Source organism: Sphaerobacter thermophilus DSM 20745 (genome assembly GCF_000024985.1).
GTDB classification, from domain to species: Bacteria; Chloroflexota; Chloroflexia; order Thermomicrobiales; family Thermomicrobiaceae; genus Sphaerobacter; species Sphaerobacter thermophilus.
In genome coordinates, this window is record NC_013524.1 from 1,005,032 (window position 1) to 1,020,011 (window position 14,980).

Here is a 14,980-nt window from a genome sequence, read left to right on the forward strand (position 1 = left end):
CGTGCTATCCCCGGATATCCTGGCCCGGCTCGTCGTAGCCCGGGTCGCGTGGCCCTTCGGCCGGTTGGACCGGCGGGTGTCCCCGGTCCTCCTGGCCTTGGACGGAGTCCGGTGCGTGCGACTCCCCTTGCACTGGGCCGGGCCGACCGCTCCCGGAGCTGTGGGTCTTCGAGGAGGGGAAGACGCCGGCGTCTCGCGTCGGTGGCTCTTTTCGCTCGCGCTCCTCATCAGGCTGATGTTCGCTCATCTCGTGCTCCTTCCCGGTGCACCGCACTCAGCGGCGCGCTCTGATTCGGTCATGCTCGCCCGAGTGGCCGGCGACCGAGCAGGCGGCTGAATGCACCCAGGATCGCCGCCACGAACAGGGACGCCAGCGAGACGACGACTGCCACTACCGCGCCCCTCGAGGGCGCGGGCATCCGCGGTTCCTCCTGTGCCGGGCCGCTGGGCAATCCGACTTCCTCCGGTGACGTGCCCTCACGCTGCGCCAGCTCACGCGCCCGCACTCGCGCTGTCTTCGGGTCTTCTTGTCGCTCGAGGTGCGCAGCTTTGTCTCGGATGACCTTCGGGTCGTAACGCTTGTCGATGACGGCGTTCACCTCGCATCCGAGGAGGAGGACGATGCTCGACAGGTAGAGGAAGAAGAGCAGGACGACGAGCCCGCCGAGGATCCCATACGCGCTTCCCGGGTTGGAGAACCGCAGGTAGAGACTGAAGCCGAAGGTAGCGAGCAGCCACAGGAGCGTGGCGAACACGGCGCCGGGCGAGATCCAGCGGAATGTCTGCTCGATCGCAGGCCCCGCCCAGTACAGAATGGCCAGGGCCAGCATCATGAAGATGACAATGGCCGGCCAGCGGACGATGTTCCAGACCAGGGTGAACGCCTCGCCGAGACCCGCGAACTCCGCGATCCAAAGCCCGATCCGCTGCCCGAAGACGAACAGGACAAAGGCGCCGATGACAAGCACCGCGAGGCCGATCGTCAACCCGATGGCCAGCAGACGCTTCTTGATGAATCCCCGGGTGTCGTCGACATCGTAGGCGCGGTTGAACAGGGAGATCATCGTATTGAGCGCGCCCGAGGCGGACCAGATGGCCAGCAGGAAACCGAAGGACAACAGCCCGGCGCTGCTCTGCTCCTGGATGCCGCCGAGGATGATCTCGACCGTGTCGAACACCGAGGCCGGGAGCCCCTCCTCCGCGAGCGAGAGCAGTTGGCCGAAGACGTCCACCCCGGTGTACCGTGCGACCAGCCCCGACAGGGCTGCAAAGAAGATCAGGAGCGGAGGCAGGGAGAAGATGATCTGGTAGGCGGCCTGGGCCGCCATTCCGGTGACGTCGTCGTCCGAGAACTCCCGGACGACCTCCTTGCCCACCGCCTTGAAATCCACCTCCCGGAGCTGCATGTCGCTCACCTCCTCTCCGGCATTTCCAGGAGGGAGTGCAAGCGTCGTTCCAGGGCGGCAGTTGAGGCGTCAGGAGCGGCTGTCGTAGGCGATGACTGCGACCTCGCGGGCCAGTTCGATCACGGCCCCCTCGTCCTCGGCATCTTCGCTGAGGACGACCACGATGACCGGTCCGGCCGGAGCATAGATCACGCCGGCGTCGTGGACGATCCCGGGGAGGTTACCGGTCTTATGCGCCACCCGCGTGCCCGGGGGGAGCCGGACGGGCAGCCGGTCGGTGATGGTCTGTTGCGCCAGGAGATCGAGCATCTCCTGGCTTGCCTCGGGGCTGACGACCGCGCCGTCGAGGAGGAGCGCAAAGAGCCGGACCATGTCGGCCGGCGTCGTGACGTTGTAGGCCGTATCGGCATCGGCGAGCCGTGGTGTCGTCGGGATCGGACCGGGAGCCAGGGTGGCGAGCCGTGCCGTCGCGCGGGAGCGCCCGGCTTGGGGGCGCGCGGTTTCGCGGTCGATCTCCGCGTCCGACGGATCGGCCGGCTTATCAGTCGGGTTCGGCTCGGTAGCCGGCTCGTCGTCCGGCAGCATTGAACTCAGGTCGTGACCCGGGGGCGTGGACGACTCCGACTCGGGCGCTGCCTCCGCCGTCGGTTCCGGCTCCGGTGTCGAGGGCGAGACATAACCCGGCTGCCAGCGAATCTCGGTCTGCACCAGACCCAGACCTGCCATGGTCGCGTTGACTGCCTCGTTTCCGATCCGATCGAGGAGGGCGTGAGAGGCGACGTTGCTGCTGGCCGCGATCATGGCCCAGAGGAGGTCGTCGATCGGGACGGCCGTCCCGATGGCTTCGAAGCCGTAGACATCCGGACCCTCTTCGTAGTAGCCGGGCAGGAGGGTGATCGTCTCGTCGAAGGAGATCCAGCCGGCTTCCCGCTGCCGGTAGAGCTCGACCATGATCCCCAGCTTGTAGAGGCTTGCCGCTTCGAAGAGGCGATCCGGCTGGTACTCGTAGAGCCGCGTGCCGTCCGGCAGAGCGACCACGATGCCGATCTCGGCCGGGACCTCGGCCACCAGCGGGTCGATGCGCTCGGCCAGTGATCCGACCAAATGCGCCTGCGGCGATTCAGGCTGCGGGGTGGGCGTCGGGCTCGGTGTCGGCTGGGGGTCCTGACTCGGCTGCGGCGTCGGTGTCGGGGTTGGTTCACCGGCGGCCACGACGATCGACGGGATCCCGATCTCAGGTCTTGCTCCCCGGGTGGGAGTTTCCCGTGCGGAGATGGCGAGACCGCACACGGACAGGAGCAATGTGCCGACGAGCAGCAGGCGGAGGCGCCGCCTACGCGAATTAACCCGCCGCTGGTTATCGATTCGAGGCATCCGGTCGTGTTCCCCTCGCCGGACGGGGTAACGGCTTGCCGCTCCCACTCCGCGGTGCCGTTCCCTGGTATCCTAACATCCCGAAGCGGCGCGTTGCAGCGCGGTCGCTCCGGCCCCAGGACCGCGGGGAGGGTAGGGGATGGCCAGTCAGGCCGTCGAAATCATCCAGTATCGCAGTCTGCTCCGAAACCTGGTCGCCAAGGACCTCAAAGTTCGCTACAAGAACTCGGCGCTGGGGTTCGTCTGGTCGCTGCTCCATCCGCTGCTGCTGATGGTCGTCTTCACCTTCGTCTTCACGCAACTCCTCGACCAGGATACCCCGGCCTTCCCGGTCTTTGTCCTGACCGCGCTCCTCCCCTGGCACTGGACCTCGACCGCAGTGACAGCCGGAACCGCGTCGCTGGTGGACAACGCCCCGCTGATCAACAAGGTCTACTTCCCGCGCATCCTGCTGCCCGTCTCGGCGGTGCTCTCGACTGGCGCCAACTACGTGCTCGGCCTGCCCGCGCTGTTCCTGTTCATGGCGCTGTTCGACCGGGCGTTCACGCCATGGCTGGTGTTTGTGCCGATCCTGGTCTTGATCCAGGCGATCTTCCTCACTGCCGTGGTGTTGATCCTGGCGCCGCTGAACGTCTACTTCCGGGACACGACGGTGCTGGTCGACGTGGGGCTGACTGCCTGGTTCTTCATGACGCCGATCTTCTATTCGATCGAGTGGGTGGTCCCGCACCTGGCCGCCTGGATGTACCGCATCAACCCGATGGCCGCCATCGTCTCCGAGTACCGCGTCATCATGTACAGCGGCGGCGTGCCCGACCCGCTCTTCACCGGTCGGACCGGGGTGACCGCGCTCGTGTTGCTGGTGATCGGCTACCTGGTCTTCACCCGGCTCAACCGTAACCTCGGGGAGCACCTGTGATGTGGCGCATGGCTGGGCCCGGCGACCGAAGTGAGATCGCGGTTGAGCTGCGCAGCGTGTCGCGGCGCTTCCGCCTGCATCATGAGACCCGCACATCGTTCCAGGACTGGTTTGTCGGGCTGCTGCGGCCCCGGGGCAAGGGCGAGGAGTTCTGGGCGCTGCGCGACGTGAGCTTCACGCTGCGCCGGGGCGAGTCGCTTGGTGTGCTCGGGCGCAACGGTGCCGGCAAGAGCACGCTGCTCAAGCTCGTGACGCGCGTGCTCGAGCCCACCAGTGGCGAGATCATCGTCAACGGTCGTACCCACGCGATGCTGGAGCTGGGTGCCGGGTTCCATCCGGAGCTGTCCGGCCGGGACAACGTGTACCTCAACGGCAGCATCTACGGCTTCTCGCGCCGCCAGATGGCCGAGCGCTTCGATCGGATCGTCCAGTTCGCCGAGCTGGAGCGGTTCATCGACACGCCGGTCAAGCACTACTCGCTCGGCATGTTCATGCGGCTCGGCTTTTCGATCGCGGTGCATCTGGACCCCGACATTCTGGTGATCGACGAGGTGCTCTCGGTCGGCGACGCCGCCTTCCAGCGCAAGGGCTACCAGGCGCTACGCGACCTGAAAGCGCGGGGGACGACCATCCTCTTCGTCTCGCATTGGCCTGAGCTGGTGCGGGAGTTCTGCGACCGCGCCATCCTCCTGCAGGAGGGGCGGCTGATCGACAACGGTCCGGTGGACGCGGTCGCGGCGCACTACGAGCGGATGCTGCAGGAGCAACCGACCGATGCCGAGATCCTGCGGCTGCGGGCCGTCGACGAGGCCGGCACCGTGCTGGAAGCGGTGCCCTCGGGCAGCGATCTGCGCATCGAGGTGCTGCTCCGGGTGCCGCCCGGATCGGGCGAGGGCCTCTTGCTGGCGCTCGATCTCTACGACAGGGAGGGAACCCACCTCTTCGGCAGCACCGGCCGGCTGGCGGACATCGTGTCGTCCGCTTCCGAAGGCGACCCGGCGGCGCAGCGTGTGCAGGCGGTCATCAGGGGACTGCCGGTGGCGCCGACAACGCTCACCGTGGCGGCGACGTTGCAGCGTCCATCCGAGGCGGGGCTGGCGGCGGTCGACCGGCAGGAGACGGAGGTCGAGGTGGTTGCGCCCTGGTCGGCGCAGGAGCGTGGCCTGTTACGCCTGGAACACATCTGGGAGTCGGAGCCGGGCGCGACATCGCGCGGCGGGCGCGCTGTCCCGCGGGTCGAGATCGAGCGGTGACGGGCTGAAGGGCCGCCCGTGCGACGCGTCCGGCTCGTGCGGTCGCTTCCCGACCACGACCGAGACCTGATACCAGATTCGAGTCATCCCTGGTTTCGATGTCAGCCTGAGCGGAGCCGGCCGGCGCGGGCGCGCCGGCCGGCGGAAGCGAAGGATCTCAGGATGGAGTCGCCGCTTCCGCGCGAGACCCTTCGCCGCGCTCAGAATGACAGGGGCCAACCGTTGAGTCGATCGATGGACGTCGGTAGGCAACCCTCAACGGTGGGGTGCCGCGCTGCGCGCTAGCCACTGGGGTGGGCGCGCTCCAGGGGCCGAGGCTGCCGCGGGCGCACGCGTCCAGGGCAGCCATGCCCTGCAGATCATTCGACATAATGCGATCGATGCCCGGGATGAGCGATGTCACCCGACCGGCCGCCGGGGGCGGGCGATCGAGCGCAGCACCGCTTCGAACAGTGCCTCAGCCCGGTCGGAGCGCGGATCGTCGACGCCGGGTCCGTAGCCGGAGGTCAGGCTGAGGGCGATCCGCCGGTTGTCGTGGAACAGGTAGACCACGTCCACCCGGGCGCCCTCCTGGTTCAGGATCACGCGAACACCGGGCATGCCGCCGTACTCCACCGTGCCCCAGATCGTCGCGTCCCGGCGTTCGCCGAACTCCGCACGGGCGAAGCCCAGCGGGTCGCCGGGGTTGGCTGCCCCCTCGATCGACACCGAGAGGCGCAAAGGCACGTCCGGGTCGTTCGGCACGATCTCCGCGCGGTAGTCGCGTTCTCCGCCACTGGCCTGCGCGATCGACCACCCCTCGGGGTAGCGGAGGGTGAGCGCACCCGCTGCGTCGAGGACCGGCCAGCCGGCGCTCTCGTCGACCGCCGCGCGCTGCGCGGCGCGCCACTGCTCGAACCACTCGGCGAGGTAGGCCGCGGGCAGCGCGGCGCTCACCCGGCTGCCGTTCGAATCCACGGCGGGCACGACGATGCCGAGCACGGCACCCGCGGGGTCGGCCAGGGCACCCCCGGCGAAGCCCTCGACCAGCGGGATGTCGGTCTGTAGCGGGGTGGGCTCCGTTCCCGGCGTGGCCGTGGCCGCCCCGGGCGCGGTGACGTGGCCGCCAGCCTGGGCGAAGGCGCCGCGCGCCGCGTCGTAGCCGACTGCGACGACCGAGTCGCCGGCGGGCGGTGCGTCGCGGCGCAGGCGCACTGGTGCCAGCTCCGAGGCCGGGATCTTGAGCAGGGTGAGCCCGGTCGCGTCGTCGCGCGCGACCTGTACCGGGCGCAGCGCAGTACCGTCCGGGGTGACGATCTCGACCCCGTCGGTGCCGGTCACAGCCGTAGTCAGCAGGAAGCCGTCGGCGGTCACGACGATCGCCGCACCGAGCACGGCGCCATCGCGCGCTCGGCGCAGCATGAGGATCGACTCCTCCAGCGGCGCAGGCTCGGCTTCCCCGATCGGGGTCTCGGTGGCGGTCGGCACGGCGTGCGTCGGTGGGACGGTAGGCGCGGGTGTCGGGGGGTCGGTCTGGGTACCGAGGCAGCCGGCCAGGAGGAGGCCGATGAGCATGAGCAGGACCGCACGCGGCAAGCGCCGCGGCGGGCGTGATGGCTGATCGTAGCCGGTCGTCGTTACGTTCCCTTCCCCGTGGTTCCGCCGCGGGAGATCGGCCCCCTCTCCGCGGCGCGCCGGAAGTCTACGGTGCCTCAAAGTCACTCGCAACACCGAGCCATCCGTCCCACTCGAGGCCGGTGCTTTCGGATGTATGGACAAGACCTGCGTATCTGCCTGGGAAAACCAGCCTGTTTGGCAGGGTAGAATGTCCCACTCGGACCCCCTACTGATTTCTCTGTTCCCCGATCTGTGACTGCGGGTAGACTCGCTGTCAAGGGTCGTAACGGGCATCGCGGTCCCGTGGGCCGCCGACAGCGGGTCGAGGGAGCAGGCATGGCAGGGACGCGCATCCTCGTGATTGACGACGACCGGTCCTTCATCCACCACATGCAGACGGCTCTGCGTGGGCTCGGTGAAGTACGCGTGACCACCTGCGGGGTGGACGGGCTGCGGACGGTCGAGCACTGGGAGCCGGACGTCGTGATGTTGGATCTGCTGCTGCACGACGTGGACGGGTTCACGCTGCTGGAGCGGCTCACCGGACCGGATTGTCGCCACCGTCCGGCTGTCCTGTGCCTGACCGACGGGCTCGGCGCCGGGATGCGTCACATCCGCGGTACCTACTGGCCCGTCGGGACGGTCGTGCGGACGGCTCCCGCGCACCAACTCCGCAGGGCGGTGCTGCACGCCGCGTCCACGCGCCATCGGCACCTCGCCGCAGCCACAGCCTGACTCCGGCACAACCGCCCGACCCGGGCGGGCGTGCCAGGTGTATCGCAGCCTCACGGTTGACTCAGGACGTGACCAGCTCGACCGTCTCTAGCGTCCCGAGCTTGACGCCATTCGCGGTCATCTCCTCGATGGCGCGCTCCGAGTCGCCCTCCTGAACGTCTACCCCGCGGCTGGCATCAATCAGCAGCGTAACCTCCAGCCCCAGGCGGCGCGCATCGAGGGCGCTGGCGCGGACACAGTAGTCCGTGGCCAGCCCGCCGATGTAGAGGTGCGTCACCCCGTCCCGCTGCAGGCGGTCGGCGAGGGACTCGCCGTCGTCCGTCGTGCCGTGGAAGGCGGAGTAGGCGTCCTCCTCCGGATCGGTCCCCTTGGTGATGAGGACGGTCGATGGCGGAAGCTCGAGGTCGGGGTGGAACTCAGCGCCGCTCGTGCCCTGGACGCAGTGCGGGGGCCAGGGGCCGCCAAACTCCTGGAAGTGTGACGTCTCCTCCGGATGCCAGTCGCGTGAGGCGTAGATCGGAAGTCCGGCCTCAGCGAAGCGGCGCAGATACTCGTTGAGCACCGGGATGACGGCGTGCCCCTCCGGCACACCGAGCGCGCCGCCCGGCAGGAAGTCGTTCTGGACATCGACGACGAGCAGGGCAGCCTTCTTGTTGGCCATAGCTCTCCTCCTGTCCTGATCCGGGGTGCGGACGAGCGCAGGATGCCGGATCATGCGCCCAAAGTATAGCGCGGCGCGGAGGAGATCCGCGCCGCGACGGTGGAAGCGGGTTAGTGTGCCGGATCAGGGTGCGACCGAGCGGGCGTCCGCGGTGAGGCGCTCCCGGTAACGGGCGAGCGCGGCGGTGATCCGCGGGACGAAGATGTAGGCGGCCACGGTGAGCGTCGAGCCGGCGATGGCGTCGAGGATGTAGTGGTTGCCCGTGCCCACGACGGCGGTGATCATCAGCAGCGGGTAGAACGTGCCGAGCAGCCAGTGGGCGAGCTTGCGGCCCACCCGGATCACGCCGATGCCGCAGAAGAGCGCGAAGGCGACATGCAGGCTGGGCATGGCCGCGAACGGGTTGTAGAGCATCGCGACGCTCGGCTGGTCGTAGTTCACCTTTCCGTACAGCGCCAGGGTGTCGACGAACCCGTTGTAGGGGAAGAAGCGCGGCGGTGCCAGCGGGTAGAGCGCGTAGATCAGCAGCCCGATGCCCAGAATGCCCAGGAAGACGTTGCGGAACTCGCGGTAGCGCTCCGTGTGTCGCCAGAACAACCAGATGCCGAACAGCACCAGACCGGCCATGTGGGTGTAGGTGTACACCCAGTTCAAGAAGTGGACGATCCAGGGCTGCGCCAGCAGCCAGGCCTGGACGCCGATCTCGCGGAACAGGCCAAGCTTCCGCTCGAGGTGCATCACCTCGCGCGCGTTCTGGAATGCGTCGATTTCCTTCCCGGCCGCAAGCCCGCGCGTTGCGTAGTACAGCCCGAAGAGCACGGACAGGATTCCGAACTCGATGAGGCCATGACGGGCGCGCTCAATCACGGTGTTCCGGGTGACGAGCTGCTCTCGTGGCTCCACTCGCGACTCCTCTCGAGCCGCCGGACCGCGGTGTGATGTGGTGAAGGCGGTCCGGCACCCCGCTCGCACCCCTAAGCCTATCGCAGAGGGTATGGCTTGGCTACGGCCCTCCGGCCCGGGCCGCCCCTGTCCGGAAGGACGGGGTGACCATAGGGTGCGCTCGGCGCTGGCCGTGTGCAACTTTCATACCATAGGGGACGTTGAACACGCCACTTGCGTGCGTCTATTTCCCCGGCTTATACTCGCATAGTGTACGTACATATGGCCAGGCGGCGCCGATGCCGACCGGCCAACTGGGAGCGGGACGAATGACGAACGGGGCGGCTCCGACGATCGCTGACGCCATCGAGGACTTTTTCGAGAACCTGCGCCTGTCGCCACGGAGCAAGAAGACATACCGCACCGCGGTGACGAAGTTCACCGAGCATCTGAAGGAGCGGTTCGATCTGGACCCGGAAACGAGCCCGGTGACGGCGCTGAGCGAGGACCATGTCACCGACTTCGTCGCCGCCCTCATGCCGGACGACGTCCGATCGCCGGAGGAGGTGTCCCGCATGCGCACGGCGCAGACCAACCTGGCGGCCGTGCGGAAGCTGTACGCCTACCTCGTCTCGTACGATCTGCACCCGAACCTCTCGACGGAGAAGCTGCGCACGCGTGTGGCGGCGATGATGCCGCGCTTCACGCCGCCGCCGCCCGATGTCCAGACCAGCGACCTGGACCGCATCGTGGAGTATGTGCGCTCGCTCCCGCATGAGGTCGACCCCGACAAGGAGCTGCGCCGCCTCAAGCTGCGCGCGATGATCCTCTTCCTGTACCGCACCGGCGTGCGGGTGTCGGAGCTGTGCGGCCTGCGACGGCGGGACATCCAGCTCGCCGACGGCACCGCCAGCATCTACCGGGCCAAAGGGGGCAAGAGCCGCACCGTGCTCTTCGATAGCGAGACGGCCGAGGCGCTGGTGGCCTACTGGGCGGCGCGCGGCGATAGCGGCCGCGGTGTCGGAGCCTTCCCGGCCTTCAGCGGGCGGGACAAGGTGGGCGTCCCCGGGCGCGCCATCAGCCCGCGCACGGTTGAGCACATCGTGGCGCAGCTCTGCGTCGCGGCGGGGGTGGAGAACCCGATTACCCCGCACTCATTCCGCCACGGCCTGGCGACCGAGCTGGTACGCCGCCGGGTGCGTGAGTCGACTGTGCAGACCATCCTCGGACATGCCTCACCGACCACCACCCGCATCTACGTCCACAAGGTCGCGGCCGAGGTGGCCGAGGAGTACCAGGAAGCCTTCGGCCCGTACCGTCGCCCGCTCGGCGCGTAGCGGCACGTCCTGGTGTGCCCGCCATCAGTACCCCTACGGAGTGAGACAACCGACTAGGCACATCGTTGCTGATGGGGGATAGCCGTGCGGTAGGTGCGTACCGTACAGTGCGAGTAGAGACGGACGCGAGTGGGTCCCCGTATCTGCGGGTCCGACCCTTGACGAGAGTGCAGGCACGTGATGTCGTCGATGCCGTCCTCGCTCGACGTGCGGCACTGCCCCCGCGACCCGCTAACCGGGGCGCTCTCCCGGACATGCCTCGATGACGTCCTCCAGGCGACCCTCGACGCCGCGCAGCGTGAGCGGAGCCGGGTCACGCTCTGTCTCCTCGACGTGGATCACTTCAAGAATATCAACGATGCCTACGGCCACCGGCGCGGCGATGAGGCGTTGAGGGAGGTGGCCCACCGTATCCAGCGGGAGCTCCGTAGCAGCGATCTCATGGTCCGCTACGGTGGGGACGAATTCGTCCTGATCCTCCCGGATTCGACGCACGCCCAGGCCGTCGCGCTGGCGGAGCGACTGCTCGCGCGTGTGCAGGCGACGCCGTGCCCGGGCGTGCCACCGCTGCGCCTCTCGATCAGCGTGGGCGTCGCGACCTACCCCGACGACGCGGACACTGCAGAGGCGCTGATGGAGTGCGCCGACCAGCGGCATGCCCAGGCCAAGCGGCAGGGGCGCCGTCGCGTGGTCGCCGAGGACGTGGCCGTGGCGGACTCGGACAGGCTGCCGGAGCCGGCCCGCCTGATCGAGCGCGACACCCAGCTTGCGGCGATCCACACCTTCCTTTCGCGCCTTCGCCGGGCCGGGCGCGGGGCGCTGCTGATCGCCGGGGCGCCAGGGACGGGCCGTTCGCGCCTGCTGACCGCGGGGGTCGCGGCGGCGCTGCAGCAGGGGTACGCCATTCTTCCGCTCGACGGCCGGGAACCGGTGCCGCTCGCGCCGGGGCCTGGGCGCCTGAGTGTCCCGTGGCAGGAGCTCGTGTCCCTGCCCGCCGACGAGGCAGAGGCACGGCTGCGACGCCTTGCGGCGGAGGATGGATGTCATGGGCTCCTGATCGTCTTTGATGGCTGGGACGACCTTGATCCGGCCGCCCGCTCTTGGGTCAAGAGGCTGCTGGCCGGGGCGGGGCCCATGCCCGTCGGGGTGATGGCGACCGCCGGTGGTGCCGCCTCGGTTCCGACCGCGCCGTTCGTCGCCCGGGTGGTCGTGGATGCGCTCTCGCAGGAGGCGACACGCGTCTGGGTGCGCGGCACGCTGCTGTGGGATCCGCCAGCGGACTTCATCGTCTGGCTCCACCGCACCACGCAGGGCAGGCCCGCGGCGATCCGCGCCACGCTGGACCGGCTGGTCGAGCAGGGGGTGCTGCGCCGTGAGCCGGGCAACGGCTGGCGCCTCGCAGACGGCTACGCCGGGGCGATCCGCGATGGCGGGACGGGGCCGCTGGTGCAGCAGTATCCCCACAACCTCCCGGCGGCCCTGACCGAGTTTGTCGGCCGTACCGCCGAGGTGGCTCAGGCCCGGAGCCTCATCCTGGAGCACCGCCTGGTGACGCTCACCGGGCCCGGGGGCATCGGGAAGACGCGATTGGCGCTCGAGGTGGCGGCCGCGGTGCGCACGGACTTCCCCGACGGCGTCTGGTTCGTGCCATTGGCGCCGATCCAGGACACCCGGCTCGTCCCCGATACGATCCTCGCCGCGCTCGGCGAGCAGCAGCCCGCGGGCGAGACGGCGCTTGACTACCTGAAGGAAAAGCTCCAGGAGTCCCGCATGCTCCTGGTGCTGGACAACCTGGAGCAGCTCCCCGATGCGCCCGCGCTGGTCGCCGACCTGCTGGCGGCCTCGCGTCACCTGCGCGTGCTGGTTACCTCGCGGCACCGGCTCAACCTGCCGGAGGAGGTGGTGTTCGCCGTTCCCCCGCTCCCGGTCCCGCGGTCGGGCGACGGGTGGTCGGCTGCGAGGTTGACCGACTTCGCGGCCACCGCGCTGTTCGTGGCCCGCGCGCAGGCAGTGCGCCCCGACTTCCGGGTCACCGACGAGAATGCCGCCGACATCGCGGCACTCTGCGCGCGGCTGGACGGCCTTCCGCTGGCGATCGAGTTGGCCGCGGCGCGAGTGGACGAGTTCTCCCCGCGCGACCTGCTGGCCCAGATGGACCGGCGGCTGGCGATCCTGGACGACGGGCCGCGCGACCTCCCGGCCCGCCAGCGAACCCTCCGCGGCGCGATCGACTGGGGCTATCGCCTCCTGTCGCCCACAGAGCAGCGGTTCTTCCGGCAGTTCGCTGTCTTCGTCGGCGGCGCGACGTTGGAGGCGGTCTCCGCCGTCCTGGGCGGTGGGCTGGGCCACGGCCGGCCGGGGCAGCCGCCCCCGGCCGACGTGGTGCGCTCCCTCTACGACAAGAGCCTGCTTCTGGCGGCGGGAGGGCGGCGCATCGGGATGTTGGAGACGATCCGGGAATACGCGCTGGAGCTGCTCGCGGCAAGCGGTGAGGAAGCGGCCGTCCGCGACCGCCACGCGGCGTACATGTTGTATCTGGTGGAGAAGGCCCAGCCACACCTCCGGGGGCACGACCAGATGCGCTGGCGGAGCCGGCTGGAGGCGGAGCGCGACAATATCCGCGCGGCCATGGCGTGGCTGATCAAGCGGCGTGAGATGGAGCGCGCGGGCCGACTCGCCGCGGCTCTCTGGATCTACTGGGACAGCGTCGGGCGGACCGCCGAGCTGCACCGGTGGCTGACGGCGGTGATCCAGGAGCGCGAGCGGCTCTCGGACCCGGTGCTGGCTGCGGTGCTGCACTCGCTCGGCTCTATCAACTGGATGCTGGGGAACTCGGACGAAGCCGAGGACTGCTTCGAGTCCGCCTTACAGCTCTGGCGGCGGCTGGGCAACCGCGAGCGGGAAGCTGCGGCGCTCAATAACCTGGGCCTCGTGGCCGGGCGGCGGGGTGAGTACGACCGAGCCGAAGATTACTTCCGTGCCAGCCTTGCCATGACTCGCGAGACGGGTGACGCCTGGGCGGTCGCGATCACGCTCTCCAATCTGGGCTGGGCGGCCCTCGAACGCGGGGATATCGTCGAGGCGATCGACCGCCTGACGGAGGCGCTGGCGGCCCAGGAGGCGGCCGGTGACCGGAGCGGTCTTGCGCTGACGATGTCGAACCTGGGGGCGGCCACGCTGCAGCGTGGCGACTATGCGGCGGCGGCGCAGCACTTCGAGCAGAGCTGGGCACTGGCGCACGAGTCGCGGGACGAGCGCACGGCGGTGCTGACGCTGGCGCGCCGGGCTCTGCTGGCCTTGATTCAGGGGGATCTGGAGGCGAGCAGACGCGACTGCTTCGAGGCGCTCGCGCGCTGGCAGGAACTCGGCTACAAGGCGGAGATGGTCGAGGGACTTCAGGTTCTGGCCGGGGTGGCCGCAGCGCTGCGGAAGCCGGAGGTCGCTGCCCGCCTGCTCGGCGCCGTGGCCGCGATCCGTGCCGCCACGCGCTCCCCCGGAGCCGCCTCCGTGCACCCCGAGTTCCGCCGCCTGATCGAGTCTGCCCGCGCCAGCCTGTCCCCGACCGCCTGGCAGGCTGCCTGGCAGGCAGGCCAGACCGCATCCCTGCCCCAACTCCTCGACGACGTCCAGCGCGCGTTGGGGCAGGAGTGAGGCGTCATGCGTCAACCGTCAACCGTCAACCGTCATGCGTCCTGCTCCCCTCTCCCCTGGTGGGCTCCGTGCGAGAGGGGCTGGGGGTGAGGGGGACGGATGACGGATGACGGATGACGTGTTCTACTCCACCGCCAGGTCGTTGACGATCTCGCGGGCGGCGTGGAGCCACTGGTAGTCCGTGTCGTCGGGCACGGAGCAGCCGTTGGCCAGGATGAACTTGCGCCCGCCGGTCTGGCGGATGGCGTCCTGGGCCTCCTCACGAATCTTCTCCACCGGCCCGTTCGAGAGGGCGCCGAACTCGTGCCAGCCACCCATCAGGCACTTGCTGGTCTTGGTGCGGGCCTCGCGCAGGCTGGGGCCGGCGAGGCGGTCGCTCCAGCTCAGCACCTGGACCGGATAGTCGAGCACGTCGTCGAAGAACAGGTCGCGGTCGCCGTGCACGTGGAGCACGTTCAGCCAGCCGTCGATCGCGCCCTGGAGGGCGAGGAGGTCATACGGGCGTCCCACCTCGCGGTACAGCTCGCGGCTCATGATGGCGCTCGTGCAGCCCTGCAGCGCGAAGAAGACGCCGTCGGCACCGGCGTCAATGCAGTCCTGGATGTGGGCGCGCAGGTTCTGGGCGTAGGTCGCCAGCGCCTGGTGGACGAAGGTGGGGTGCTCCTGGAGGTGCCGCAGGAACAGGTCGCGCGATTCGGCGGCGTACATTGCCTCCGCCAGGGGGCTGAACACCGTCATGATGATCGGCACATCGAAGCCGACCATGTCGCGGAGTGCCCGGATGGCCATGGCGCGCTGGGTGAAGTAACGCGAGCGCTCCTGGTCGATCGGCTCGACCAGCAGCCAGTCATCCGGCTTGGTGATCGAGCGGCGTGGGAACGGGTAGGGGATATCCGGCATGATCTTGAGGATGTCGAGGTCGAAGGTGGCCTCGAAGAAGTTGAAGGTAGCCTCAGCCAGCCGGCGCCCGGACCCCTCGGGGCGGAAGTGGTGCCAGAAACAGACGGGGACGCGGTCAACCTCTTCGCCGTTGACGGCGGCCATGATGCGCTCGGTCTTGGTCATCTCCTCGACGAATGCCATAACCGCACTCCCTTTCCCTGGTCCGTGCTGGCGGCCGGCCAGCGCGGTGCGTAGCCGGTGTCATTGACGGCAGTGAGCGGGTC

12 protein-coding genes are annotated in these 14,980 nt (G+C 69.0%); 5 read left to right on the forward strand and 7 right to left on the reverse strand.

The features are described 5' to 3' along the window. Positions 1 to 4 precede the first annotated feature (4 nt). From STHE_RS18905 to STHE_RS18305, 3 genes are all read right to left on the reverse strand, one after another. The gene (locus tag STHE_RS18905; protein ID WP_012873752.1) at positions 5 to 247 is read right to left on the reverse strand and encodes a hypothetical protein; all 243 of its coding nucleotides are present in this window, start codon (positions 245 to 247) and stop codon (positions 5 to 7) included. 49 nt (positions 248 to 296) lie between these two features. Then, complete coding sequence (locus STHE_RS16575; RefSeq protein WP_012873753.1) at positions 297 to 1,406, reverse strand: YihY/virulence factor BrkB family protein; 1,110 nt, start codon at positions 1,404 to 1,406, stop codon at positions 297 to 299. 69 nt (positions 1,407 to 1,475) lie between these two features. Then, a complete protein-coding gene (locus STHE_RS18305) occupies positions 1,476 to 2,780 on the reverse strand; it encodes a serine hydrolase (protein ID WP_012873754.1) in 1,305 nt (434 codons plus the stop codon). Positions 2,781 to 2,919: 139 nt separating this feature from the next. Between STHE_RS18305 and STHE_RS16585 the strand changes: the two genes are divergently transcribed. Beyond that, entirely contained in the window at positions 2,920 to 3,699 is a 780-nt protein-coding gene (locus STHE_RS16585) for an ABC transporter permease (RefSeq protein WP_012873755.1), read from the forward strand. Next, the gene (locus STHE_RS18310; RefSeq protein ID WP_012873756.1) at positions 3,699 to 4,952 is read left to right on the forward strand and encodes an ABC transporter ATP-binding protein; all 1,254 of its coding nucleotides are present in this window, start codon (positions 3,699 to 3,701) and stop codon (positions 4,950 to 4,952) included. The genes STHE_RS16585 and STHE_RS18310 overlap by 1 nt, the downstream gene beginning before the upstream one ends. 399 nt (positions 4,953 to 5,351) lie before the next feature. Here the strand turns inward: STHE_RS18310 and STHE_RS16595 are convergent, their stop codons facing one another. Further along, positions 5,352 to 6,506 carry a S1 family peptidase gene (locus STHE_RS16595; protein ID WP_169308217.1) on the reverse strand — a complete coding sequence of 385 codons (1,155 nt, stop codon included), beginning with the start codon at positions 6,504 to 6,506 and terminating at the stop codon, positions 5,352 to 5,354. Positions 6,507 to 6,884: 378 nt separating this feature from the next. Here STHE_RS16595 and STHE_RS18315 point away from each other — a divergent pair, with 378 nt between their 5' ends. Next, entirely contained in the window at positions 6,885 to 7,283 is a 399-nt protein-coding gene (locus tag STHE_RS18315) for a response regulator transcription factor (protein ID WP_012873758.1), read from the forward strand. Positions 7,284 to 7,344: 61 nt separating this feature from the next. Here the strand turns inward: STHE_RS18315 and STHE_RS16605 are convergent, their stop codons facing one another. Together STHE_RS16605 and STHE_RS16610 are read right to left on the reverse strand one after the other, a co-directional pair. Next, entirely contained in the window at positions 7,345 to 7,944 is a 600-nt protein-coding gene (locus STHE_RS16605; protein WP_012873759.1) for a nicotinamidase, read from the reverse strand. A 123-nt stretch (positions 7,945 to 8,067) separates the two neighbouring features. Beyond that, complete coding sequence (locus STHE_RS16610) at positions 8,068 to 8,847, reverse strand: phosphatase PAP2 family protein (protein ID WP_012873760.1); 780 nt, start codon at positions 8,845 to 8,847, stop codon at positions 8,068 to 8,070. A gap of 308 nt (positions 8,848 to 9,155) precedes the next feature. On the opposite strand from STHE_RS16610, the gene STHE_RS16615 reads away from it, so the two are divergent. Together STHE_RS16615 and STHE_RS16620 are read left to right on the forward strand one after the other, a co-directional pair. Next, positions 9,156 to 10,163 (forward strand): tyrosine-type recombinase/integrase, encoded by a 1,008-nt coding sequence (locus tag STHE_RS16615; protein WP_012873761.1) that lies wholly within the window; start codon positions 9,156 to 9,158, stop codon positions 10,161 to 10,163. A 180-nt stretch (positions 10,164 to 10,343) separates the two neighbouring features. Then, a complete protein-coding gene (locus tag STHE_RS16620; protein ID WP_012873762.1) occupies positions 10,344 to 13,814 on the forward strand; it encodes a diguanylate cyclase in 3,471 nt (1,156 codons plus the stop codon). Positions 13,815 to 13,937: 123 nt separating this feature from the next. On the opposite strand, the gene STHE_RS16625 is transcribed toward STHE_RS16620, so the two are convergent. Beyond that, positions 13,938 to 14,897, reverse strand: a complete 960-nt coding sequence (locus tag STHE_RS16625) for a uroporphyrinogen decarboxylase family protein (RefSeq protein WP_012873763.1) — start codon at positions 14,895 to 14,897, stop codon at positions 13,938 to 13,940. Positions 14,898 to 14,980: the final 83 nt, after the last annotated feature.

Bases quoted from the DNA above. Each gene is read 5' to 3' on its own strand.
- STHE_RS16625 (WP_012873763.1), bottom strand. From the start codon at position 14,897: ATGGCATTCGTCGAGGAGATGACCAAGACCGAGCGCATCATGGCCGCC.
- STHE_RS16575 (WP_012873753.1), bottom strand. From the start codon at position 1,406: ATGCAGCTCCGGGAGGTGGATTTCAAGGCGGTGGGCAAGGAGGTCGTC.
- STHE_RS18905 (WP_012873752.1), bottom strand. From the start codon at position 247: ATGAGCGAACATCAGCCTGATGAGGAGCGCGAGCGAAAAGAGCCACCG.
- STHE_RS16595 (WP_169308217.1), bottom strand. From the start codon at position 6,506: ATGCTCATCGGCCTCCTCCTGGCCGGCTGCCTCGGTACCCAGACCGAC.
- STHE_RS16615 (WP_012873761.1), top strand. From the start codon at position 9,156: ATGACGAACGGGGCGGCTCCGACGATCGCTGACGCCATCGAGGACTTT.
- STHE_RS16585 (WP_012873755.1), top strand. From the start codon at position 2,920: ATGGCCAGTCAGGCCGTCGAAATCATCCAGTATCGCAGTCTGCTCCGA.
- STHE_RS18310 (WP_012873756.1), top strand. From the start codon at position 3,699: ATGTGGCGCATGGCTGGGCCCGGCGACCGAAGTGAGATCGCGGTTGAG.
- STHE_RS18305 (WP_012873754.1), bottom strand. From the start codon at position 2,780: ATGCCTCGAATCGATAACCAGCGGCGGGTTAATTCGCGTAGGCGGCGC.
- STHE_RS18315 (WP_012873758.1), top strand. From the start codon at position 6,885: ATGGCAGGGACGCGCATCCTCGTGATTGACGACGACCGGTCCTTCATC.
- STHE_RS16605 (WP_012873759.1), bottom strand. From the start codon at position 7,944: ATGGCCAACAAGAAGGCTGCCCTGCTCGTCGTCGATGTCCAGAACGAC.
- STHE_RS16620 (WP_012873762.1), top strand. From the start codon at position 10,344: ATGTCGTCGATGCCGTCCTCGCTCGACGTGCGGCACTGCCCCCGCGAC.